This is a genomic window from Pseudomonas sp. R1-15, assembly GCF_051132085.1.
Lineage (GTDB): Bacteria > Pseudomonadota > Gammaproteobacteria > Pseudomonadales > Pseudomonadaceae > Aquipseudomonas.
Window position 1 is genome coordinate 2147264 of sequence record NZ_CP071660.1, and the last position, 22251, is coordinate 2169514.

Sequence of the window (22251 nt, forward strand, 5' to 3'; positions counted from 1 at the left end):
CGTTTAACTCACGCACATGCCTCTCCTGGCCGGACCATTGATTGATCCACCGACCTCAAGGAATCACGTCATGAGCACCTTCATCACCCGCGACGGCACCGAGATCTACTACAAGGATTGGGGCAGTGGCCAACCGGTGGTCTTCAGCCACGGCTGGCCGTTGAATTCGGACAGTTGGGAGGCGCAGATGATGTTCCTGGCGTCCAACGGCTATCGGGTGATTGCCCACGACCGTCGTGGTCACGGGCGTTCCAGCCAGCCCTGGGACGGCAATGACATGGACACCTACGCCGATGACCTGGCCGAGCTGATCGAGCGCCTGGACCTCAAGGACGCGGTGTTGCTCGGTTTCTCCACCGGCGGTGGCGAAGTGGCGCGCTACATCGGTCGGCACGGTGCCGCCCGCGTCGCCAAGCTCGGCCTGATCTCGGCGGTCACGCCGCTGATGCTCAGGACCGCGGCCAACCCCGGCGGCCTGCCCATCGAGGTGTTCGACGGCTTCCGCCAGGCCTCCCTGGCCGACCGTTCTCAGCTATACAAGGATGTGGCCAGCGCGTTTTTCGGCGCCAACCGTCCGGGTGCCAAGGTGTCCCAGGGCATGATCGACTGGTTCTGGATGCAGGGCATGCTTGCCGGCCACAAGAACGCCTATGACTGCATCAAGGCCTTCTCGGAGACCGATCTTTCCGAAGACCTGCGCAACATCGATGTGCCGACCCTGGTGGTGCATGGCGATGACGACCAGGTCGTGCCGATCGAAACCGCCGGCATCGCGGCCGCCAAGCTGCTCAAGAACTCGCAGCTGCTGGTCTATCCGGGCGCGCCCCATGGTCTGACCGACACCCACAAGGACCGGCTGAACGCCGACCTGCTGGCATTCATCCAGGGTTGATCAAGCCATGAACCTGTGGGAGCAAGCCAGCTCCCACAGTTTAAACAGGACCTCACACCCATGAACCGCAACGATCTACGCCGCCTCGACATGAACCTGCTGGTGATCTTCGAGGCGCTGATGTTCGAGAAGAACCTGACCCGTGTCGCCGAAAAGCTGTTCATGGGCCAACCGGCGGTGAGCGCAGCGCTTGGGCGGCTGCGGGATCTGTTCGATGATCCGCTGCTGATCCGTCACGGCCGGGGCATGGAACCGACGCCTCGGGCCCTGGCGATCCTGCAAGAATTGCAGCCGGCCATGGACACCATTTCCGGCGCGGTCAGCCGGGCCAAGGCGTTCGACCCGTCTACCAGTTGCGACGTGTTCCGCATCGGTCTGTCCGATGATGCCGAATTCGGCCTGTTTCCACCGCTGCTCAGTCAACTGCGCGAAGAAGCGCCGGGCATCATCGTGGTGGTGCGCCGGGCCAATTTCCTGCTGATGTCGTCGTTGCTCGCCAGCAGCGAAATCAGCGTCGGTGTCAGCTACACCACCGACCTGCCGGCCAATGCCAAGCGCAAGAAACTGCGGGACATTCCCTGCAAGGTCCTGCGTGGCGACAAGCGCCCGGGGCCGCTGACCCTGGACGACTACTGCTCGCGACCCCACGCCATGGTGTCGTTCTCGGGCGACCTGAGCGGCAACATCGACCTGGACCTGGCGCGCATCGGCCGGGCCCGCAAAGTGGTCTTGGCGGTGCCGCAATTCAGCGGCTTGCGCGCCTTGCTGGCGGGCACCGAGCTGATCGCCACGGTGCCGGACTACGCCGCTGCGCGCTGGTGGAGGGCTGCGCCTTGCGCGCCGAAGATCCGCCGTTCGAGATCAACGCCGCCGAGTTGTCAATGGTCTGGAGCGGCGTCCACGACAACGACCCCGCCGAGCGCTGGCTGCGCTCGCGCATCGCCACCCACATGTCCCAACCGTTGCCGGCAGCCGCCTCGACGGACCCGGCCGGAGCTCACCGATGAACGCCACTGACGAACGCCGCATGCAGGACCTCGGCCTGCTGTTCCTGCGCCTGAGCGGCGCGCTGTTTTTGCTGTGGGTCCATGGCTTGCCGAAGCTGCTGAACTACAGCGCCGAGCTGACCCGCATCGAAGACCCGTTCCACCTCGGCGCGGCGCCCACGCTGATCCTGGCGATTTTCGCCGAGGTGCTTTGCCCGCTGCTGATCATGGCCGGCGTGTTGGTGCGCCTGGCGTGCTTGCCCATCCTCTTCCTGCTGGCCGTTGCGCTGCTCGTGGTGCACCCGCAATGGAGCCTGGAAGAAGGCCAGTTCGGCTGGTTGCTGCTGATCATATTTACCAGCGTGTTCATTGCCGGCCCGGGAGGCCTGGCGATCAACGCGCGTTTTGCTGGAGTGCTGCGTCATGCCTGAATCCCAAACCCTTGAATCAACCGCGATCCCGGCGATCCCCGGCTTCGATGAAATCGTCACCCTGGTAGTCAAACACCGGGTCAAGGCCGGGCAGGACGGCGCCTATGAAGCCTGGTTGCGGCGCATCGTCAGCGTGGCCGGCCAATGGCCGGGGCATCTGGGCGTGGACGTAGTCCGGGGCAAGCAGGGCGGGTTGTCGCTGTTCACCTGCGTGCTGCGGTTCTGCTCCACCGAGGCCATGCAGCGCTGGCTGGACTCGCCCGAGCGCCGCGAACTGGTGGAAGAGGCCGCGCCGCTGCTGGCGGACGGCGACCAGACAGAAGTCGCCCCGCACAAGGAATTCTGGTTCGCCCCGCTGGCCGATGCCGCCACGCCGCCACCGCGCTGGAAGCAATCGGTGGTGACCTTGCTGGTCATCCTGCCGCACACCTTGCTGGTGCCGTTGCTCTGGGGCCCGCTGCTGCAACTCAACGCGTTTCTGTCGAATTACGTGGTCGCCACGTTCCTGATCACCGTGACCATCGTGCTCTCGGTGGTGTACGTGTGCATGCCGCTGGCGACGCGTCTGTTCGCGCCGTGGCTGGAAGCGTCCAAGGCCCACCAACACCTGGAGCCCGGCGATGGCCAATAAAGACGACCCGACCGATCCGCTGCGCCGCCAGTTGCTGGCCGCCGGATCCCTGCTCAGCGCGGCGGCGGCTTTCTGGCCACGCCTGTCTCTTTCATCTTCCCATCCAGAAGGACATCCAATGAACGCCGATCTGATTCTGTTCAATGGCCAGTTCCATACCGTCGACCGTGAAAAACCTCGCGCCAGCGCGGTTGCCATCAGCCAGGGCCGTTTCGTCGCCGTGGGCACCGATGCCGAGGCCATGGCCTTGCGTGGCAGCGGCACCCAGGTCATCGACCTCAAGGGCCGCACCGTCATTCCCGGCCTCAACGACTCGCACCTGCACCTGATCCGCGGTGGCCTGAACTACAACCTGGAGCTGCGTTGGGAAGGCGTGCCGTCCCTGGCCGACGCCTTGCGCATGCTCAAGGACCAGGCCGATCGCACCCCGACCCCGCAATGGGTACGGGTGGTGGGGGGCTGGAACGAATTCCAGTTCGCCGAAAAACGCCTGCCGACCCTGGAAGAACTGAACCAGGCCGCGCCCGACACCCCGGTGTTCGTGTTGCACCTGTATGACCGCGCCTTGCTCAACCGCGCCGCGCTGCGGGTGGCCGGCTACACCCGCGACACGCCGAACCCGCCGGGCGGCGAGATCGTTCGCGATGCCAACGGGAATCCGACCGGCATGCTGGTGGCGCGGCCCAACGCGATGATCCTTTACTCGACGCTGGCGAAAGGGCCGAAGCTGCCGCTGGAATACCAGGTCAACTCCACCCGCCAGTTCATGCGCGAGCTCAATCGCCTGGGCCTGACCAGCGCGATCGACGCCGGCGGCGGCTATCAGAACTACCCGGATGACTACGAAGTCATCGAGCAGTTGGCTCGCGAGCAGCAGTTGACGGTGCGCATCGCCTACAACCTGTTCACCCAGAAGCCCAAGGAAGAACTCACCGACTTCAAGAACTGGACCGGCAGCGTCAAGCTGCACCAGGGCGACGACTTCCTGCGGCACAACGGCGCCGGTGAAATGCTGGTGTTCTCGGCGGCGGACTTCGAAGACTTCCTCGAACCGCGTCCGGACCTGCCGCCGGGCATGGAGCAGGACCTGGAGCCGGTGGTGCGTCATCTGGTCGAGCAGCGCTGGCCGTTCCGCCTGCACGCCACCTATGACGAATCCATCAGCCGCATGCTCGACGTGTTCGAGAAGGTCAACCGCGACATTCCGTTCAACGGCCTGCCGTGGTTCTTCGACCACGCCGAGACCATCACGCCGAAAAACATCGAGCGGGTCCGGGCGCTGGGCGGTGGCATCGCGATCCAGGACCGCATGGCCTTCCAGGGTGAATATTTCGTCGACCGCTACGGCGCCAAGGCCGCCGAAGCCACGCCGCCGATCAAGCGCATGCTGGCCGAAGGCGTACCGGTGGGCGCCGGCACCGACGCCACCCGGGTCTCCAGCTACAACCCGTGGACATCGCTGTACTGGATGGTCAGCGGCCGCACCGTCGGCGGCCTCTCGCTGCACGAAGAAGGCCTGCCGCGGCTGACCGCATTGGAGCTGTTCACCCATGGCAGCGCCTGGTTCTCCTCGGAGCAGGGCAAGAAGGGCCAGATCAAGGTTGGCCAACTGGCGGACCTGGCAGCCCTGAGCGCGGATTTCTTCAGCGTCGATGAAGAAGCCATCAAGTGGATCGAATCGGTGCTGACCGTGGTGGACGGCAAGGTCGTCTACGCCGCCGGCGACTTCGAAAAACTCGGCCCGGCCAGCGTCCCGGTACTGCCGGACTGGTCGCCGGTGGTCAAGGTTCCCGGCCACTGGCGCCCGGCTTCGCCATTGCAGGCGCAAGTCCACCAGTGCAGTGGGCCGTGCAAGGTGCATTCCCACAGCCATGAACGGGCGCGTCTGTCGAACGTGCCGGTCAGCGACTTCCAGGGTTTCTGGGGCGCGTTTGGCTGTTCGTGTTTTGCCTTTTAACTGAGACGCGGAATTCCCCTGTGGGAGCGAGCTTGCTCCGGGCGGCGATCCGACGATGGCGGCGGAACATTCAACGTGCCGCCGCCTGACACTCCGCTATCGCGAGCAAGCTCGCTCCCACATTGGTTTCAATATATCCATCCCAAAGGAGTCATCCCATGAGCAACGTTCCCGCCTACAACCGCCTGAATAAAGACGACGCGGTGGTCCTGCTGGTCGATCACCAGACTGGCCTGATTTCCCTGGTCCAGGATTTCTCGCCCAACGAGTTCAAGAACAACGTGCTGGCCCTGGCTGACCTGGCCAAGTTCTTTGGCCTGCCGACCATCCTGACCACCAGTTTCGAACAGGGCCCCAATGGCCCGATCGTGCCGGAGCTCAAGGAAATGTTCCCGGACGCGCCGTATATTCCGCGCCCTGGCCAGATCAATGCCTGGGACAACGAAGACTTCGTCAAGGCGATCAAGGCCACCGGCCGCAAGCAATTGATCATCGCCGGCGTAGTGACCGATGTCTGCGTGGCGTTCCCGACCCTGTCGGCCCTGGCTGAAGGTTTCGACGTGTTTGTCGTGACCGACGCCTCGGGTACGTTCAACGAAACCGTGCAACAGGCCGCCTGGGTGCGCATGACCGCCGCCGGCGCGCAGATGATGAACTGGTTCTCGGTGGCCTGTGAGCTGCACCGCGACTGGCGCAACGACATCGAAGGCCTGGGCAACCTGCTGTCCCAGCGCATCCCCAACTACCGCAACCTGATGAACAGCTACTCGGCGCTGACGGCGAAATAAGCGCGCCTTGCTGGACGACGCCCGCCTTGTGCGGGCGTTTTTGTGCCTGAGCAATCTATCAAGCTGAACTACCGCCTTCGCGAGCAGGCTCGCTCCCACAGGGTTTGAAGCGCCCCGAACCACTGTGGGAGCGAGCTTGCTCGCGATGAGGCCGGCACATTCAACAGCTGGTCAATCTGACCTGCCAAGACCACAATGCCCGCTGGAACCCGATGACTGTCCACCCACGGAATGACAATGAACCCCTTCGAAGAAATGCGCATCTTTGCCCAGGTCATGGAGTCGGGCAGTTTCACCGCCGCGGCGGACAAGCTCGGGCTGTCCAAGCAGTTCGTCAGTCGCAAGTTGATGGAGCTGGAGCAGCGGCTGGGGGTTCGGTTGCTCAATCGTTCGACGCGCCGGCTGGACGTCACTCCGCTGGGCCAGCGTTATCACGAGGCGGCGTTGCGCCTGCTCAGCGAAGTCGAGCAGGTGGAGCAGGGCATCAGTGGCCAGACCAGCGAGCCGCGCGGAACCATCCGCCTCAGCGCTCCGTTGTCCTTCGCCGTGGCGCACCTGGGCAGCCTGCTGCCGCTGTTCTTGCAGCGCTACCCGGATGTCAACGTGGAGGTCGACCTGAGTGATCGTTCGGTGGACCTGCTGGGGGAGGGGTACGACCTCGCACTGAGGATCGGCGTGCTGGAAGATTCGACCCTGATCGCCCGGCGCATCGCGAGTATCAAGCGAGTGTATTGCGCCAGCGCCGCCTACCTGGCGCAGCGAGGCACGCCGACGCGACCGGAAGACCTGCGCACCCACGACTGTTTGCCGTACGGGCACAGCCGTCAGGTGCAGTGGCGATTCGCCGGAAAGGGCAAGCCGTTGGCGCTGGAAGTGGTGGGACGCATGCGTGCCAATAACGGCGATTTGCTCAGGGATGCGGCGATTGCCGGCATGGGGATTACTTATCTGCCGACCTTCATCCTCGGTGAGGCGTTGAGGGATGGGCGGTTGATCAAGGTGTTGGAGGGATTCGAGACCGAGCCGTTGACGCTGTCGGCGGTCTATCCGCAACACCGACAAAGCTCGCGACCGGTGCAGGCGTTGGTGGAATTCTTGCGTGAACACATGCAGTAGGTAGCGCAAAACGCATTCAGCCGTCCCAGGGACGGCTGAATTTCGAGACGGCTAGATCAGGCAGCCAGGTTGGCGGTGAACTCTTTCTTGTACTGGGCCTTCACGGCTTCCATCTGGTTGCCCAGTTCTTCGAGCTTGGCCTTGCCGAGGATTTCTTCGGCTTTAGGGAACATTTCTTCCTCTTCTTCTTCGATGTGATGCTCGAGCAGCTCCTTGACCACTTTCACGCGACCGGCGAACTCAGGTTGGGAAGGGTCGGTGTTTTTCAGGTCGGGTAGCACCAGGGAATCGACGGTGCGGTGCTCTTCCTTGGCTTCGTAGTACATCTCGGCTTCGTCCTTGCCGCCTTCCTGCTTGAAGGCCGGATAAAGGATTTCTTCTTCCAGGCGGGTATGGATAGACACTTCCATTTCCAGCTTGGCCAACAGTTCGGTGCGTTTCTTGATGGCGCGGTCGGTTGATTCGCTCAACTGGGACAGGATGCCCTTCACGCGTTCATGGTCCGCTTTCAACAGGTCGATGGCGTTCATGTGTTGCTCCTCGGTCATTCACGGATGCGGGCCGGCTTCAAGCGCCGACGCCACGTAACAAGGACAAGTGCATCCACCGTGCCAGCCGAGTCGCTTGATAAAACCCTTTGGAATCAAAGATTTAAATTGTCGAGAATTTTCGCCATCGTGCAGGCTGCATGAGGCACGCTGAAAACGCCTTGCACTTTGCGCTGCCGAGGGCGCTGGTGGCTGATCGAGCCCAGGGTCACCGATCTTCGCGTGTGTGCCACAGGCGTAGCAGGTAAAGGGTGGAGCCGATTATTTCATAGCGCATTTCGTAGGGGCCGACCTGGATTCTGCGCACGTTCCGAGGGTCGAACTCTTCCAGGCGCTCACCCATGCGCGGGTTGGTCAGCAGAGCGGTAGGCGCCGCCGTGAGCTGTTGCACTGTTCGCGCGGCGGCGGGTTGATTCACCAGCGCCAGAAATTCGTAAAGTCGGGCGATGTCGGAAAGCGCCTTGCTGGTCCACTTCAACTCCATCAGCGCGGTACCGGTAACGGAGCGTCAGTGCTGAGGCTATCGGCCCAAGCCTGGACAGCCTGATGGTCAACCACACGGCCAGCGTCAACATCGGCCAACGCCTCATGAGTCAGGCGGCTGCGTTCCTCCTCCTGTTCGATCCAGGCAGATAGCGCTTGTTTGACGATCCAGTTCCTGGAGCGCTCAAGGCGCTCGGCCATCAGATCGACTTTTTCAGCCAGGTCCACCGGGACATGAGCGGTGACCGACCGGGTTTTCGTGGTGGTTGTCATGGCAGAGTTCTCCTTGGCGGTTGGCGGTGCAAGCCAGTCTTCTAGGGCGATGATTATAGATGAGTGGTTGCGATTTAATCTGCCAAAAAATTAATCAAACCTAATAACAATCTCGGAAAACCACCAAACCGTGGCGAGGGAGCTTGCTCCCGCTCGGCTGCGCAGCAGTCGTAAAAATCTGCCTGACCTGACGCGGTAAAGCGATGGGGCTGCTGCGCAACCCGGTGGGAGCAAGCTCCCTCGCCACGGTTTTAAATCCAGATCAAAAAAAATGCCCGCATCTCACGATACGGGCATTTTTTGTCAGCGATGACGCTCAGGCATTCAGCCGGTCAGGCCCGCCTGCTGGACCAGCGTCAGCAACGGCTGCGGGTACACACCGAGGAAGAACGCCAGGACGGCGATGGCCAGCAGCATCACGCCGCCCGCCTTCTGTTCCCAGTGCAACTCGGCATCGTGACGACGCAGGTTCGGTTCCATCAGGTACAGGGTGACCATCACGCGCAGGTAGTAGAACACGCCGATGGCACTGCCCAGCACCAGGGAGCCGACCAGCCACCACTGGTGGGCCTCGACGCCGGTGGCGATGATGTAGAACTTGCCGATGAAGCCGGCGGTCAGCGGGATGCCGGCCAGGGACAGCATCATCACGGTCAGCACGGCGGTCAGGTACGGACGACGCCAGAACAGGCCGCGGTATTCGTACAGGGCGTCCGCGTCACGGCCGTTGTACGGCGAGGACATCAGGGTGATCACGCCGAAGGCACCGAGGCTGGTGATCACGTAGGTCACCAGGTACACGCCGATGGCTTCCACGGCCAGGCCTTTGCTGGCGATCAGGGCGATCAGCAGGTAGCCGAAGTGGGCGATGGACGAGTAACCGAGCAGACGCTTGAGGTTGCTCTGGGTCAGCGCCAGCAGGTTGCCAAACAGGATCGACGCGATGGCGATGATCGTCAGCACATTGCTCAGCACACCGCTACTGGCCACTGGCGAGATCTGGAACAGCCGCACCATCACCGCGAACACCGCCACTTTCGAAGCGGTAGCCAGGAACGCCGCCACCGGCGCCGGGGCGCCTTCGTAGACGTCCGGGGTCCAGAGGTGGAAGGGCACCAGCGACAACTTGAACGCCAGGCCGATCAGCATCATGCCCAGGCCCAGTTGCGCGATCGGGCTAGGCAGGCCGGTGGCCGCCAGGGCCTGGCCGATGCCGACGAAGCTCAGGGTGCCGGCTTCGGCGTAGAGCAGGGCCATGCCGAACAACAGGAACGCGGAACCGGCCGCCGACAGCACCATGTACTTGATGCCGGCTTCCAGGGAGCGCTTGTTGAAGAAGGCATAGGCCACCAGGCCGTAGACCGGTACCGACAGCAGCTCCAGGCCAATGAACAGGCTGGCCAGGTGCTGCGCGCTGACCAGGACCAGGCCACCGGCGGCGGCCATCAGGATCAGCAGGTACAGTTCTTCGCGGTTGCCCGGGTAACCCGAACCGCCGTCACCCAGGTAGGCGTGGGCGAGGGTGACGCAGGCGAGGGTGGCGACCAGGATCAGCGCCATGTACAGGCAGGCGAAGCTGTCGATCTGGATCAGTGGCGTGACCGCCAGTGGCGCGACTTTCAGGGCCGGCAGGATCGACAGCAAGGCCAGGTTCAGCCCCGCCACCGACAGCAGGAAGGTCTGCGAGTGATTGCGCCGCCAGGCGATCGCCAGCATCACCACGATGATCGTGGCGCTGGTGATCAACAGCGGCGCAAGCGCGATAAAGTGTTGAATCGTGAATTCCATAGCGCTCTTACCGGGCCGAAGCGAGTTGAGAGAAGGCGGTGCCGAGCCACTGCTGCACGCCATGCATCGTGGCGGCAGAGGTGTCGAGGAACGGTTGCGGGTAGACGCCGAGGTAAACCAGCAGCACCGCAAGGCCGAGCACCATGATCAGTTCGCGACCGTCCATGCCCCGCAACACTTCGTCCGACTTGGCCGGACCGAAGTAGGCACGGTGGATCATGATCAGCGAGTAGACCGAACCGAACACCAGGCCGGACGTCGCGATCGCGGTGATCCACGGTGCGCTGACGAACGAGCCGATCAGGATCAGGAACTCGCCGACGAAGTTGCCGGTGCCTGGCAGACCCAGGGAAGCGGCCGCGAAGAACAGGCTGATGGCCGGCAGGTAGGCGATGCGCGACCAGATGCCGCCCATTTCACGCATGTCCCGGGTGTGCAGGCGCTCGTACAACTGACCGCTGAGGATAAACAGCGCCGCGGCCGACAGGCCGTGGGCGAGCATCTGGATCACCGCGCCTTGCAGGGCCAACTGGCTGCCGGAGTAGATCCCGATCAGCACGAAGCCCATGTGCGAGACGCTGGAGAAGGCGATCAGGCGCTTGATATCGCTCTGGGCAAATGCCAGGAACGCACCGTAGAAAATCCCGATCAGGCCCAGGGTCATGGCAATCGGCGCGAACTCCGCCGAGGCATTCGGGAACAGCGGCAGGGCGAAACGCAGCAGGCCGTAGGCCGCCGTTTTCAACAGGATACCGGCCAGGTCCACGGAACCGGCGGTCGGTGCCTGGGCGTGGGCGTCCGGCAGCCAGGAGTGGAACGGCACCACCGGCAGCTTCACCGCGAAGGCGATGAAGAAGCCCAGCATCAGCACGTATTCGGTGGTGCGCGACATCTGCACCTTCAACAGGTCGGCGTAATTGAAGGTAATCACGCCAGTATTGTTGAAGTTCACCAGCACCAGGCCAAGGATCGCCACCAGCATGATCAGGCCGGAAGCCTGGGTGAAGATGAAGAACTTGGTCGCCGCGTAGATCCGGGTTTTCTTGCCATCCGAAGAACTGTGACCCCAGAGCGCGATGAGGAAGTACATCGGCACCAGCATCATTTCCCAGAAGAAGAAGAACATGAACAGGTCCAGCGCCAGGAACACGCCGACGACACCGCCCAGGATCCACATCAGGTTCAGGTGGAAGAAGCCGACGTGACGCTGGATCTCTTTCCAGGAGCAGAGTACCGAGAGGATACCCAGCAGGCCGGTCAGCAGGATCATCAGCAGCGACAGGCCATCGAGGGCCAGGTGCACGCTGATGCCGAAGCGCTCGATCCAGGTGTGCTTGAACTCAAGCGCCCAGGTCGGATCGGCGCCAGGGGCCGGTGCGAATGAATAGTCGCCGGTCGCCCACAGCCAGAGGCCGAGCGCGAGTTCCAGGGACATGGTCAGCAGCGCAATCCAGCGCGGGAGGGTAGAGCTGGAACGCTCCGCCATCCAGCACAGCAGGCCGCCGATGAAGGGGATCAGGATTAGCCAGGGCAGAATCATGACGGGCTCGTTTCCTTTCGCAAGTTCGCAAGGTTCATATCAGACCGCTACCAGCACGATGGCGCCGATAACCAGCACGGCGCCAGCCGCCATGGAAGCCGCATACCAACGCAGTTGACCGGTCTCGGTACGGCTCAGGGCGGTGTGGCCGCCCTTGGCCATGCGCGGGATCAGGCCAATGGTCTGGTCGAGCGGGTCTTTGCGCAGAATGTGGCTGATCGCAAGGTATGGCTTGACGAACAGTTTGTCGTAGATCCAGTCGAAGCCCCAGGCGGCGAACCACCAGGCCGAGAGGAAACGCCCGATGCCGCTGTTGGCGATGGCCGTGACGAAGCGGCGCTTGCCAAGGAACAGCAGGGCGGCCAGCAGGATCCCCGCCAGGGCGATGGCACCCGAGGCGATTTCCAGGCTGTGCTTGGCTTCGCCGCCGGCATGGCCGACGCTTTGCGGCAGCACATCGGCCAGCGGTGGGGTGATCATTGCGCCGACAAAGGTCGACAGCACGATCAGCACCGACAGCGGCAGCCAATGGGCGACGCCGTGGCCGGCGTGGGCTTCGGTCTTGGCTTCACCGTGGAACGCGATGAAGATCAGGCGGAAGGTGTACAGCGAGGTCATGAACGCACCCACCAGGCCGGCGTAGAGCAGACCCTGGTTACCGCTGGCGAACGCTTCCCAGAGGATTTCGTCCTTGGAGTAGAAACCGGCAGTGACCAGTGGCAGGGCCGCCAGGGCCGCGCCGCCAACGATGAAGCTGGCGTAGGCCAACGGCAGTTTTTTCCACAGGCCGCCCATCTTGAAGATGTTCTGCTCGTGGTGGCAGGCAACGATCACCGCACCGGAGGCAAGGAACAGCAGGGCCTTGAAGAACGCGTGGGTCATCAGGTGGAAGATCGCGCCTTCCCAGGCGCCGACACCCAGGGCCAGGAACATGTAGCCGATCTGGCTCATGGTCGAGTAGGCGAGGATACGCTTGATGTCGGTCTGCACCAGCGCGGCAAAACCGGCCAGCACCAGGGTCACGCCGCCAACGAGGCCGACCAGGTGCAGGATGTCCGGCGCCAGGGCGAACAGGCCATGGGTACGGGCGATCAGGTAGACGCCCGCGGTGACCATGGTCGCTGCGTGGATCAGTGCCGAAACCGGGGTCGGGCCAGCCATCGCGTCCGCCAGCCAGGTCTGCAGCGGCAGTTGCGCGGATTTACCGACGGCGCCGCCCAGCAGCATCAGGGTCGCGAGGACGATCCAGAAATCACCGGCCTTGAAGTGCTCCGGAGCACGAACCAGCAGCTCCTGGATGTTCAGCGTGCCCAGTTGCTGGAACAGGATGAACAGGCCGATGGCCATGAACACGTCGCCGATGCGGGTCACGATGAATGCCTTGAGCGCGGCGTTACCGTTGTTGCGGTTGCTGTAGTAGAAACCGATCAACAGGTACGAGCACAGGCCCACGCCTTCCCAGCCGAAGTACAGGAACAACAGGTTATCGCCGAGTACCAGGAACAGCATGCTGGCGATGAACAGGTTGGTGTAGGCGAAGAAGCGCGAGTAACCGGCTTCACCGCGCATGTACCAGGAGGCGAACAGGTGGATCAGGAAACCCACGCCGACCACCACGCCAAGCATGGTCACTGACAGGCCGTCCAGGTAGAGGGCGAAGTTCGGCGTGAAGCCTTCCACCGCCATCCACTGCCACAGCACCTGCACGTACCGGCCACCTTCCGGTGGGGCGACGTTGAATTGCCAGATCACATAGGCGGTGACGAGGGCGGACAGGCCGATCGAGCCCACGCCAACCAGCGCCGAAAGGTTTTCCGACCAGCGTCCACGGGAGAACGACAGCAGCAGGAAACCGATGAGGGGAAATACGAAAGTCAGGAAGAGAAGGTTCATCCGCGCATCTCGCTGGCAGCGTCAATATCGAGAGTGTGGAAGCGGCGGTACAGCTGCAACAGGATCGCCAGGCCGATACTGGCCTCGGCGGCTGCCAGGCTGATCACCAGGATGAACATGATCTGTCCATCCGGTTGCGCCCAGCGCGCGCCCGCGACGATGAAGGCCAGGGCGGAGGCATTCATCATGACCTCCAGGCTCATCAGCACGAACAGAATGTTGCGGCGGACCATCAGGCCGACCAGACCGAGACAGAACAGGATGCCGGCAACCGCCAGACCATGCTCAAGAGGGATAGCAGGCATGTGATTACTCCTTCGCCTCGTTACGGCCCAAATGGAACGCCGTGACAACTGCGGCAAGCAGCAGCATCGAGGCGAGTTCGACCACCAGCAGGTACGGACCGAACAGGCTGATGCCCACGGCCTTGGCGCCTACGGTGGTGTGGCCGATGGCCTGGCCGCTCTGGTGGGCGAACAGCACATACAGCAGTTCACCCAGCAGCAGCGCGGAGAGAATCACCGGCCCGGCCCAGATGCCCGGCTTGAGCCAGGAGCGTTCCTGCTGGACGGCCGCCGGACCCAGGTTGAGCATCATCACCACGAATACGAACAGCACCATGATGGCGCCGGCGTAGGCGATCACTTCCAGGGCACCGGCGAACGGTGCTCCGAGAGCGAAAAAGGTCATGGCCACGGCGATCAGCGAAATGATCAGGTAGAGCAGGGCGTGCACGGGGTTGGTATTGGTGACCACACGAAGCGTGGACACCACCGCGATACCCGATGCGAAATAGAAAGCGAATTCCATCTTTCTTCCTTAAGGCAGCAAGCTCTTCACGTTGATCGGTTCGGCTTCGTTCTGCGCGGCGCCTTTCGGCTTACCGGCAATGGCCATACCTGCAACACGATAGAAGTTGTAATCAGGGTTTTTACCGGGACCGGAAATCAGCAAGTCTTCTTTCTCGTACACCAGGTCCTGACGCTTGAAGTCGGCCATTTCGAAATCCGGCGTGAGCTGGATCGCGGTGGTCGGGCACGCTTCCTCGCACAACCCGCAGAAAATGCAGCGCGAGAAGTTGATACGGAAGAAGTCCGGGTACCAGCGACCGTCTTCGGTCTCGGCTTTCTGCAGCGAGATGCAACCTACCGGGCACGCCACGGCGCACAGGTTGCAGGCCACGCAGCGTTCCTCGCCGTCAGGGTCGCGGGTCAGGACGATACGGCCGCGATAACGCGGCGCCAGGTAGACCGCTTCTTCCGGGTATTGCAGGGTGTCGCGCTTGCGAAAGCCATGGCCGAAGATCATGACCAGGCTTCGCAGTTGGGTACCGGTACCCTTAACGATGTCGCCAATATATTTGAACATGGGTCAAATCCTCACTGAACCGCGGCCGCAGGCGCGTTCATCAAAACGATCGCAGCGGTCACCAGCATGTTGATCAGGGTCAGCGGCAGGCAGAATTTCCAGCTGAAATCCATCACCTGGTCGTAGCGTGGGCGCGGGATCGAGGCGCGCAGCAGGACGAACAGCATGATGAAGAACGCGGTCTTCAGGGCGAACCAGACGAAGGACAGTTGCGGCAGGATGCCGAACGGACCGTGCCAGCCACCGAAGAACAGCGTTACCAGCAGCGCCGAGATCAGGATGATGCCGATGTACTCGCCAACGAAGAACATGCCCCATTTCATGCCGGCATATTCAATGTGGTAACCGTCGGCCAGTTCCTGTTCCGCTTCCGGCTGGTCGAACGGGTGACGGTGAGTCACGGCGACGCCGGCGATGAAGAACGTACAGAAACCGAAGAACTGCGGAATGATGAACCACAGGTTCTGGGCCTGGTACTCGACGATGTCGCGCATGTTGAACGAGCCGGCCTGGATCACGATGCCCATCAGCGACAGGCCCATGAACACTTCATAGGACACGGTCTGGGCCGAGGCCCGCAGACTGCCGAGCAGGGCGAATTTGTTGTTGCTCGACCAACCGGCGAACAGCACCGCGTACACCGACAGACCGGCCATGGCGAAGAAGAACAGCAGGCCGATGTTCAGGTCCGCCACGCCCCAGGTCGGGGTGATCGGGATGACCGCGAAGGCGATCAGCAAGGCGCTCATGGCCACGACCGGTGCCAGGGTGAAAATCACCTTGTCGGCAAACGGCGGGGTCCAGTCTTCCTTGAAGAACATCTTGATCATGTCGGCGGCGATCTGGAACATGCCGAACGGGCCGACGCGGTTCGGACCGTAGCGGTCCTGCCACCAGCCGAGCAGGCGACGTTCGACGAAGCTCAGCAACGCGCCGCAGACCACCACGGCCAGCAGGATCACGATGGCCTTGAGGACCGTCAGGATCACCGCGATCACTTCAGGGGTGAACCAGCTCATTGCGCTGCCTCCTGCAGACCGTCGACAGTCTTGCCGAAAATCGCCGGTGGAATGCCCGCCAGGCCAGCCGGCAGGGCCACCAGGCCGGCGCCCAGTTCTTCATTGATGCGCAGCGGCAGACGCAAGGTCCGGCCCGCAACGTTCAGGCTCAGCAAGGCGCCATCGTTGACGCCCAGGCGATCGGCTTCGGACTTGGCCAGCGACACGTAGGCCGCCGGGATGCGCTCCTGCACCGGCTCGGCCTTGGAAGAGTTCTCTTCACTGCCGAACAGGTGATGGAACGGCACGACCTGCCAGGTGCCCGGTGCCGGGTTGAAGGCGCGTGGCACGCTGGCGAACCAGCCGAGGCCATCGCCCTGGCTTTCGATCAGGCGGGTGCCCGGATCACCGGCGCGCAGGTGACCGCCGACTTCGTCCTGGAACTTGTTCCAGGCTTGCGGCGAGTTCCAGCCCGGCGACCAGGCGAACGGCACCTGGGAGCGCGGTTCGGCGGAGCCCGAGTAACCTTCCATGGAGAAGGCGAACGCGGTGTCGTGGTCCTGCGGCATACGAGGTTCGTGCACGCTGATATTGGCGCGCATCGCGGTGCGACCGGAATAGCGCAGCGGTTCGCGCGCCAGCTTCAGGCCCTTGATGCGGAACGCGGCGGACGGCGCGGCGTCGACGATGCGGGCCAGTTGCGGGCTGCTCGAAGCGACGGCTGCGGTGACGTGGTCCAGCTGGGTCCAGTCGATCGGCTGGTTCAGCAGGGTCGCGCGCAACGCATGCAGCCAGCGCCAGCCTTCGTGGACCAGGATGCTGGCGTCCAGGTATTGCGGATCAAAGACCTGGAAGAAGCGCTGGGCGCGACCTTCCTGGCTGACCAGCGTACCGTCGCCTTCGGCGAAGCTCGCCGCCGGCAGCACCAGGTCGGCGCGGTCGGTGGTGGCGGTTTTCTGATGGTCAGCGACGATGACGACTTTGGCAGCGTTCAGCGCAGCATCGACCTTGGCATTGTCGGTGCGGGTGAACAGGTCGTTCTCCAGCACCACGATGGCATCGGCGCTGCCGTCGATCACTGCTTGCAGGGCGGCATCGACCGATTCGCCACCGAGCATAGCCAGGCCGAGGCTGTTGGCTTCCGGCACGACCAGGCTGATGGAACCGTTCTTCTCGCGCAGCTTCAGGGCCTTGGCTATGTTGGCGGCGGCTTCGATCAGCGCCTTGGAACCCAGCGAGGTGCCGGCAATGATCAATGGACGCTTGGCCGCCAGCAGGGCGTCGGCGATGCGTTGGGCCAGGCCGGCAGCTTCGCTGTCCAGGCCGTCGACGGCCGGGGCGCTGGCGTCCAGGGCGTGGGCGACGGCAAAACCGATGCGCGCGAGGTCGTCCGGAGCGGCGTGGACGCATTCTTCGGCGACGTCGTCGAGCTTGGTTTCAGCGAGGCTGGCGATGAACAGCGGGTTCAGCGCGTGCTGGCCGATGTTCTTCACCGCAGCGTCGAGCCATGGCTGGACGCGCATGGCGTCGGCCATGTCCTCGGCCTTGCCTTTTACCGACTGACGCAGGGCCAGGGCCATGCGGGCGGCGGTCTGGGTCAGGTCTTCGCCGAGGACGAACACCGCGTCGTGATCTTCGATGTCGCGCATCGTCGGCACGGGCAGCGGGCTGTCCTTGAGCACTTGCAGCACCAGGCGAATACGTTCCAGCTCGCCGGCTTCGATGCCGCTGTAGAAGTGCTCGGCACCGACCAGTTCACGCAGGGCGTAGTTGCTTTCCAGGCTGGCCCGTGGCGAACCGATGCCGACGATGTTGCGACCGCGCAGCAGTTCGGCGGCCTTGTCCAGGGCTTCGTCCAGGCTCAGCTTGGCGCCATTGGCGAGCAGCGGCTGGCGCGGGCGGTCCTTGCGATTGACGTAGCCATAGCCGAAACGGCCACGGTCGCAGAGGAAATACTGGTTCACCGAACCGTTGTAGCGGTTCTCGATGCGACGCAGTTCGCCGTAGCGTTCGCCCGGGCTGATGTTGCAGCCGCTGGAGCAGCCGTGGCAGATGCTTGGCGAAAACTGCATGTCCCACTTGCGGTTGTAGCGCTCGGAGTGAGTCTTGTCGGTGAACACACCGGTCGGGCAGACCTCGGTGAGGTTGCCGGAAAACTCGCTTTCCAGGGTGCCGTCTTCAACGCGACCGAAGTACACGTTGTCGTGGGCGCCGAACACACCGAGGTCGGTGCCGCCGGCGTAGTCCTTGTAGAAACGCACGCAACGGTAGCAGGCGATGCAGCGGTTCATCTCGTGGGAAATGAACGGGCCGAGGTCCTGGTTCTGGTGGGTGCGCTTGGTGAAGCGATAACGGCGCTCGTTGTGGCCGGTCATCACGGTCATGTCTTGCAGGTGGCAGTGACCGCCTTCCTCACAGACCGGGCAGTCGTGAGGGTGGTTGGTCATCAGCCATTCGACGACGCTGGCGCGAAACACTTTCGCTTCTTCGTCGTCGATGGAGATCCAGCTGCCGTCGGTGGCGGGGGTCATGCAGGACATGACGATCCGACCACGCTTGTCGTTCTCGTCGGTGTACTGCTTGACCGCGCACTGGCGACAGGCGCCAACGCTGCCAAGGGCGGGGTGCCAGCAGAAATAAGGAATGTCGAGGCCCAGCGACAGACATGCCTGTAACAGGTTGTCTGCGCCATCGACTTCGAGCTCTTTGCCGTCTACGTGGATAGTGGCCATGGTTCAAAGTTCTTCGTTGGCCCGGTGTCAGCGGGCGTGGCTAATGGAATCTTGTTGTTCGTCCGAATCCAAACAGCCTCGGTGAAAAGGCGTCATCGAACGAAAGGCGAAGGGCACGGACCCTTCGCCTTGTTAAGCGTCGTTACGCGCCGACCATGGTCGGCGTGACCACCTGATTGAGATCGCCCGCGCGGGTTGGCGCGATGCCGGCCTCGAACTCAGGGCGGAAGTATTTGATTGCGCTGCCCAGCGGCTCCACGGCACCCGGTGCGTGAGCACAGAAGGTCTTGCCTGGGCCGAGGAAACCCACCAGACCCAGCAGGGTCTCGATGTCGCCGGGCTGGCCTTCACCGTTCTCGATGGCCATCAGCAGCTTGACGCTCCAGGGCAGGCCGTCGCGGCAAGGGGTGCAGAACCCACAGGATTCGCGCGAGAAAAACTGCTCCATGTTGCGCAGCAGCGAGACCATGTTGACGCTGTCGTCCACCGCCATCGCCAGGCCGGTACCCATCCGGGTGCCGACCTTGGCGATGCCGCCGGCATACATTTGTGCGTCCAGGTGTTCCGGCAACAGGAAACCGGTACCGGCGCCGCCGGGCTGCCAGCACTTGAGCTTGTAGCCGTCGCGCATGCCGCCGGCGTAGTCCTCGAACAGCTCACGCGCGGTGACGCCGAACGGCAGTTCCCACAGGCCAGGGTTCTTGACCTTGCCGGAGAAGCCCATGAGCTTGGTGCCCATGTCTTCGCTGCCGTCACGGGCCAAGGATTTGTACCAGTCCACGCCGTCGGCGATGATCGCCGGCACGTTGCACAGGGTCTCGACGTTGTTCACGCAGGTCGGCTTGCCCCACACGCCAACGGCGGCAGGGAAGGGCGGCTTGGAGCGTGGGTTGGCGCGACGACCTTCGAGGGAGTTGATCAGCGCGGTTTCTTCACCGCAGATATAGCGCCCGGCGCCAGTGTGCACGAACAGCTCGAAGTCGAAGCCTGAGCCAAGGATGTTCTTGCCCAGCAGGCCGGCGGCCTTGGCTTCTTCGACGGCACGGTTCAGGTGCCTGGCGGCGGTGGTGTATTCACCGCGCAGGAAGATGTAGCCACGGTAGGTTTTCAGCGCGCGGGCACTGATCAGCATGCCTTCGATCAGCAGATGGGGCAGTTGCTCCATCAGCATGCGGTCTTTCCAGGTGTTGGGCTCCATCTCGTCCGCGTTGCACAGCAGGTAGCGGATGTTGATGGACTCGTCCTTGGGCATCAGGCCCCACTTCACGCCCGTGGGGAAGCCCGCGCCGCCACGGCCCTTGAGGCCGGCGTCTTTCACGGTCTGGACGATGTCGTCGGCGGCCATGTCGGCGAATGCCTTGCGCGCGGCGGCATAGCCGTTCTTCGCCTGGTATTCGTCCAGCCACACCGCCTCGCCATCGTCACGCAGGCGCCAGGTCAGGGGATGGGTTTCGGCCGAACGCTGGATGCGGTTGGCGGGCCCGAAGGAAGTCAGGGTCATACGTAGCCCTCCAGCAGTTTGGCGACGCCATCCGGCTTGACGTCACCAAAGGTGTCGTCGTCGATCATCAGCGCCGGTGCCTTGTCGCAGTTGCCCAGGCAGCACACCGGCAGCAGCGTGAAGCGGCCGTCGGCGGTGGTCTGGCCCAGGCCGATGCCCAGCTTGCCCTGGATTTCGTTGACCACCGACTCGTGGCCGCCGATGTAGCAGACCATGCTGTCGCAGACGCGAATGATGTGGCGGCCGACCGGCTGGCGGAAAATCTGGCTGTAGAACGTGGCGACACCTTCGACGTCGCTGGCCGGAATGCCGAGGATTTCGCCGATGGCGTAGAGCGCGCCATCGGGCACCCAGCCACGTTCCTTCTGGACGATCTTCAGGGCTTCGATCGACGCCGCGCGCGGGTCTTCGTAGTGATGCAGCTCGTGCTCGATGGCCGAGCGCTCGGTTTCGCTCAGGGCGAAACGGTCTGTCTGGATAAGCGTGCTGTTCATGCTTAGCGGTCCACGTCGGCCATAACGAAATCGATACTACCCAGGTACGCGATCAAGTCCGCGACCATGCTGCCTTTGATCACCGAAGGGATCTGCTGCAGGTGCGGGTAGCTTGGGGTGCGAATCCGGGTGCGGTAGCTCATGGTGCCGCCATCGCTCGTCAGGTAATAACTGTTGATGCCCTTGGTCGCTTCGATCATCTGGAAGGATTCGTTGGCCGGCATGACCGGGCCCCACGAAACCTGCAGGAAGTGCGTGATCAGGGTCTCGATGTGTTGCAGCGTGCGCTCTTTTGGCGGCGGCGTGGTCAGCGGGTGGTCCGCCTTGTACGGGCCTTCCGGCATGTTGCGCATGCATTGCTCGATGATCTTCACGCTCTGGCGCATTTCTTCGACGCGAACCAGGCAGCGGTCATAGGCATCGCCGCTGGACGCCAGCGGGACTTCGAACTCGAAGTTCTCGTAGCCAGAGTACGGGCGCGCCTTGCGCAGGTCGAAATCAAGGCCGGTGGCGCGCAGGTTCGGGCCGGTGACGCCCCATTCCAGCGCTTCCTTGGTGTTGTACGCGGCGACGCCGACGGTACGACCCTTGAGGATGCTGTTCTGCAACGCAGCCTTGGTGTATTCGTCCAGGCGCTTGGGCATCCACTCGACGAAATCCTTGACCAGTTTTTCCCAGCCGCGCGGCAGGTCGTGGGCAACGCCACCGATGCGGTACCACGCCGGGTGCAGGCGGAAACCGGTGATGGCTTCGATCACGGTGTAGGCTTTCTGGCGGTCGGTGAAGGTGAAGAACACCGGCGTCATGGCGCCCACGTCCTGGATATAGGTACCCAGGAACAGCAAGTGGCTGGTGATCCGGAAGAACTCGGCCATCATGATGCGGATCACGTTGACCCGGTCCGGCACCGTGATGCCCGCCAGTTTTTCCACCGACAGGACGTACGGCAGGTTGTTCATCACACCGCCGAGGTAATCGATGCGGTCGGTGTACGGAATATAGCTGTGCCAGGACTGACGCTCGCCCATCTTCTCGGCGCCACGGTGGTGGTAGCCGATGTCCGGGACGCAATCGACGATCTCTTCACCGTCCAGTTGCAGGATGATACGGAACGCACCGTGGGCCGAAGGGTGGTTCGGGCCCAGGTTGAGGAACATGTAGTCCTCGTTGGCGCCGGAACGCTTCATGCCCCAGTCTTCCGGCTTGAAGCGCGCGGATTCTTCCTCGAGCTGCTGTTTGGCCAGGGTCAGGCTGTACGGGTCGAACTCGGTGGCGCGGGCCGGGAAGTCCTTGCGCAACGGGTGACCTTCCCAGGTCGGCGGCATCATGATGCGGGTCAGGTGCGGGTGGCCGGGGAAGTCGATGCCGAACATGTCCCAGACTTCACGCTCGTACCAGTTGGCGTTCGGCCAGATGCCGGTCACGGTCGGCACGCTGAGGTCGCTCTCGGACAAGGCGACCTTGATCATTACGTCACTATTACGCTCGATCGACAGCAGGTGGTAGAACACGGTGAAGTCGGCGCCCGGCAGCCCCTGGCGCTTGGTGCGCAGGCGCTCGTCCACGCCGTGCAGGTCATAGAGCATGACGTACGGCTTGGGCAGGTTGCGCAGGAAGGTCAGGACTTCGATGAGCCTGGCGCGGGCAACCCAAAGCACCGGCATGCCGGTGCGGGTGGCCTGGGCGGTGAACGCCTCGGCGCCAAAGCGGTTGTTCAGTTCGACGACCACATCCTGGTCGTCTGCCTTGTAAGGCGGGATGTACAGAGCACTGCCTGTAGTCATGGTTATTTATCGCTTTCGGTCAACGTAAAGAATGAAGCCAGGTTCTCG

The 22251-nt window shown here is 63.0% G+C and carries 20 protein-coding genes and 1 pseudogene; 7 read left to right on the forward strand and 14 right to left on the reverse strand.

Going from position 1 to position 22251, the window contains the following annotated elements; all coding sequences use genetic code 11:
• Positions 1 to 70: 70 nt before the first annotated feature.
• The 7 genes and pseudogenes from J3P97_RS09755 to J3P97_RS09785 all read left to right on the forward strand — a co-directional run bounded on the left by J3P97_RS09755 (position 71) and on the right by J3P97_RS09785 (position 6801).
• A complete protein-coding gene (locus tag J3P97_RS09755; RefSeq protein ID WP_305495574.1) occupies positions 71 to 892 on the forward strand; it encodes an alpha/beta fold hydrolase in 822 nt (273 codons plus the stop codon).
• A gap of 60 nt (positions 893 to 952) precedes the next feature.
• Positions 953 to 1899, forward strand: a pseudogene (locus tag J3P97_RS09760) (LysR substrate-binding domain-containing protein).
• Positions 1896 to 2309 (forward strand): DoxX family protein, encoded by a 414-nt coding sequence (locus J3P97_RS09765; protein ID WP_434674020.1) that lies wholly within the window; start codon positions 1896 to 1898, stop codon positions 2307 to 2309. The pseudogene J3P97_RS09760 and the gene J3P97_RS09765 overlap by 4 nt, the downstream one beginning before the upstream one ends.
• The gene (locus J3P97_RS09770) at positions 2302 to 2940 is read left to right on the forward strand and encodes an antibiotic biosynthesis monooxygenase (protein WP_434603694.1); all 639 of its coding nucleotides are present in this window, start codon (positions 2302 to 2304) and stop codon (positions 2938 to 2940) included. The genes J3P97_RS09765 and J3P97_RS09770 overlap by 8 nt, the downstream gene beginning before the upstream one ends.
• A 118-nt stretch (positions 2941 to 3058) precedes the next feature.
• Positions 3059 to 4897, forward strand: a complete 1839-nt coding sequence (locus tag J3P97_RS09775; protein ID WP_434674529.1) for an amidohydrolase — start codon at positions 3059 to 3061, stop codon at positions 4895 to 4897.
• A gap of 158 nt (positions 4898 to 5055) precedes the next feature.
• Entirely contained in the window at positions 5056 to 5685 is a 630-nt protein-coding gene (ycaC, locus tag J3P97_RS09780; protein WP_030141308.1) for an isochorismate family cysteine hydrolase YcaC, read from the forward strand.
• A gap of 237 nt (positions 5686 to 5922) precedes the next feature.
• The gene (locus J3P97_RS09785) at positions 5923 to 6801 is read left to right on the forward strand and encodes a LysR family transcriptional regulator (RefSeq protein ID WP_434674021.1); all 879 of its coding nucleotides are present in this window, start codon (positions 5923 to 5925) and stop codon (positions 6799 to 6801) included.
• Between the two features lie 56 nt (positions 6802 to 6857).
• Here J3P97_RS09785 and J3P97_RS09790 read toward each other — a convergent pair whose 3' ends face one another.
• The 14 genes from J3P97_RS09790 to nuoC form a co-directional block, all read right to left on the reverse strand.
• Positions 6858 to 7331: a hemerythrin domain-containing protein gene (locus J3P97_RS09790; RefSeq protein ID WP_305495568.1), complete on the reverse strand. Its 474-nt coding sequence runs from the start codon at positions 7329 to 7331 to the stop codon at positions 6858 to 6860.
• Positions 7332 to 7557: 226 nt separating this feature from the next.
• Positions 7558 to 7833: a type II toxin-antitoxin system RelE/ParE family toxin gene (locus J3P97_RS09795; RefSeq protein WP_434674022.1), complete on the reverse strand. Its 276-nt coding sequence runs from the start codon at positions 7831 to 7833 to the stop codon at positions 7558 to 7560.
• A complete protein-coding gene (locus tag J3P97_RS09800; protein ID WP_434603700.1) occupies positions 7833 to 8105 on the reverse strand; it encodes a CopG family ribbon-helix-helix protein in 273 nt (90 codons plus the stop codon). The genes J3P97_RS09795 and J3P97_RS09800 overlap by 1 nt, the downstream gene beginning before the upstream one ends.
• 324 nt (positions 8106 to 8429) lie before the next feature.
• The gene (gene nuoN / locus J3P97_RS09805; RefSeq protein ID WP_003203388.1) at positions 8430 to 9893 is read right to left on the reverse strand and encodes an NADH-quinone oxidoreductase subunit NuoN; all 1464 of its coding nucleotides are present in this window, start codon (positions 9891 to 9893) and stop codon (positions 8430 to 8432) included.
• A gap of 7 nt (positions 9894 to 9900) precedes the next feature.
• Complete coding sequence (gene nuoM, locus J3P97_RS09810; RefSeq protein WP_434569028.1) at positions 9901 to 11433, reverse strand: NADH-quinone oxidoreductase subunit M; 1533 nt, start codon at positions 11431 to 11433, stop codon at positions 9901 to 9903.
• A gap of 39 nt (positions 11434 to 11472) precedes the next feature.
• Entirely contained in the window at positions 11473 to 13326 is a 1854-nt protein-coding gene (gene nuoL, locus J3P97_RS09815) for an NADH-quinone oxidoreductase subunit L (protein WP_434674023.1), read from the reverse strand.
• A complete protein-coding gene (gene nuoK / locus J3P97_RS09820; protein ID WP_003180046.1) occupies positions 13323 to 13631 on the reverse strand; it encodes an NADH-quinone oxidoreductase subunit NuoK in 309 nt (102 codons plus the stop codon). The genes nuoL and nuoK overlap by 4 nt, the downstream gene beginning before the upstream one ends.
• A gap of 4 nt (positions 13632 to 13635) precedes the next feature.
• Complete coding sequence (nuoJ, locus tag J3P97_RS09825; protein ID WP_030141317.1) at positions 13636 to 14136, reverse strand: NADH-quinone oxidoreductase subunit J; 501 nt, start codon at positions 14134 to 14136, stop codon at positions 13636 to 13638.
• A 9-nt stretch (positions 14137 to 14145) separates the two neighbouring features.
• Positions 14146 to 14694, reverse strand: coding sequence for an NADH-quinone oxidoreductase subunit NuoI (gene nuoI / locus J3P97_RS09830; RefSeq protein ID WP_072392816.1), 549 nt, complete (start codon positions 14692 to 14694; stop codon positions 14146 to 14148).
• Positions 14695 to 14705: 11 nt separating this feature from the next.
• Entirely contained in the window at positions 14706 to 15713 is a 1008-nt protein-coding gene (nuoH, locus tag J3P97_RS09835) for an NADH-quinone oxidoreductase subunit NuoH (protein ID WP_186609329.1), read from the reverse strand.
• Complete coding sequence (gene nuoG / locus J3P97_RS09840) at positions 15710 to 18424, reverse strand: NADH-quinone oxidoreductase subunit NuoG (protein ID WP_434674024.1); 2715 nt, start codon at positions 18422 to 18424, stop codon at positions 15710 to 15712. The genes nuoH and nuoG overlap by 4 nt, the downstream gene beginning before the upstream one ends.
• A gap of 142 nt (positions 18425 to 18566) precedes the next feature.
• Positions 18567 to 19925 carry an NADH-quinone oxidoreductase subunit NuoF gene (nuoF, locus tag J3P97_RS09845; protein ID WP_434569024.1) on the reverse strand — a complete coding sequence of 453 codons (1359 nt, stop codon included), beginning with the start codon at positions 19923 to 19925 and terminating at the stop codon, positions 18567 to 18569.
• Entirely contained in the window at positions 19922 to 20419 is a 498-nt protein-coding gene (nuoE, locus tag J3P97_RS09850; RefSeq protein ID WP_434603706.1) for an NADH-quinone oxidoreductase subunit NuoE, read from the reverse strand. The genes nuoF and nuoE overlap by 4 nt, the downstream gene beginning before the upstream one ends.
• Before the next feature lie 2 nt (positions 20420 to 20421).
• Positions 20422 to 22203 carry an NADH-quinone oxidoreductase subunit C/D gene (nuoC, locus tag J3P97_RS09855; RefSeq protein WP_434603708.1) on the reverse strand — a complete coding sequence of 594 codons (1782 nt, stop codon included), beginning with the start codon at positions 22201 to 22203 and terminating at the stop codon, positions 20422 to 20424.
• Positions 22204 to 22251: the final 48 nt, after the last annotated feature.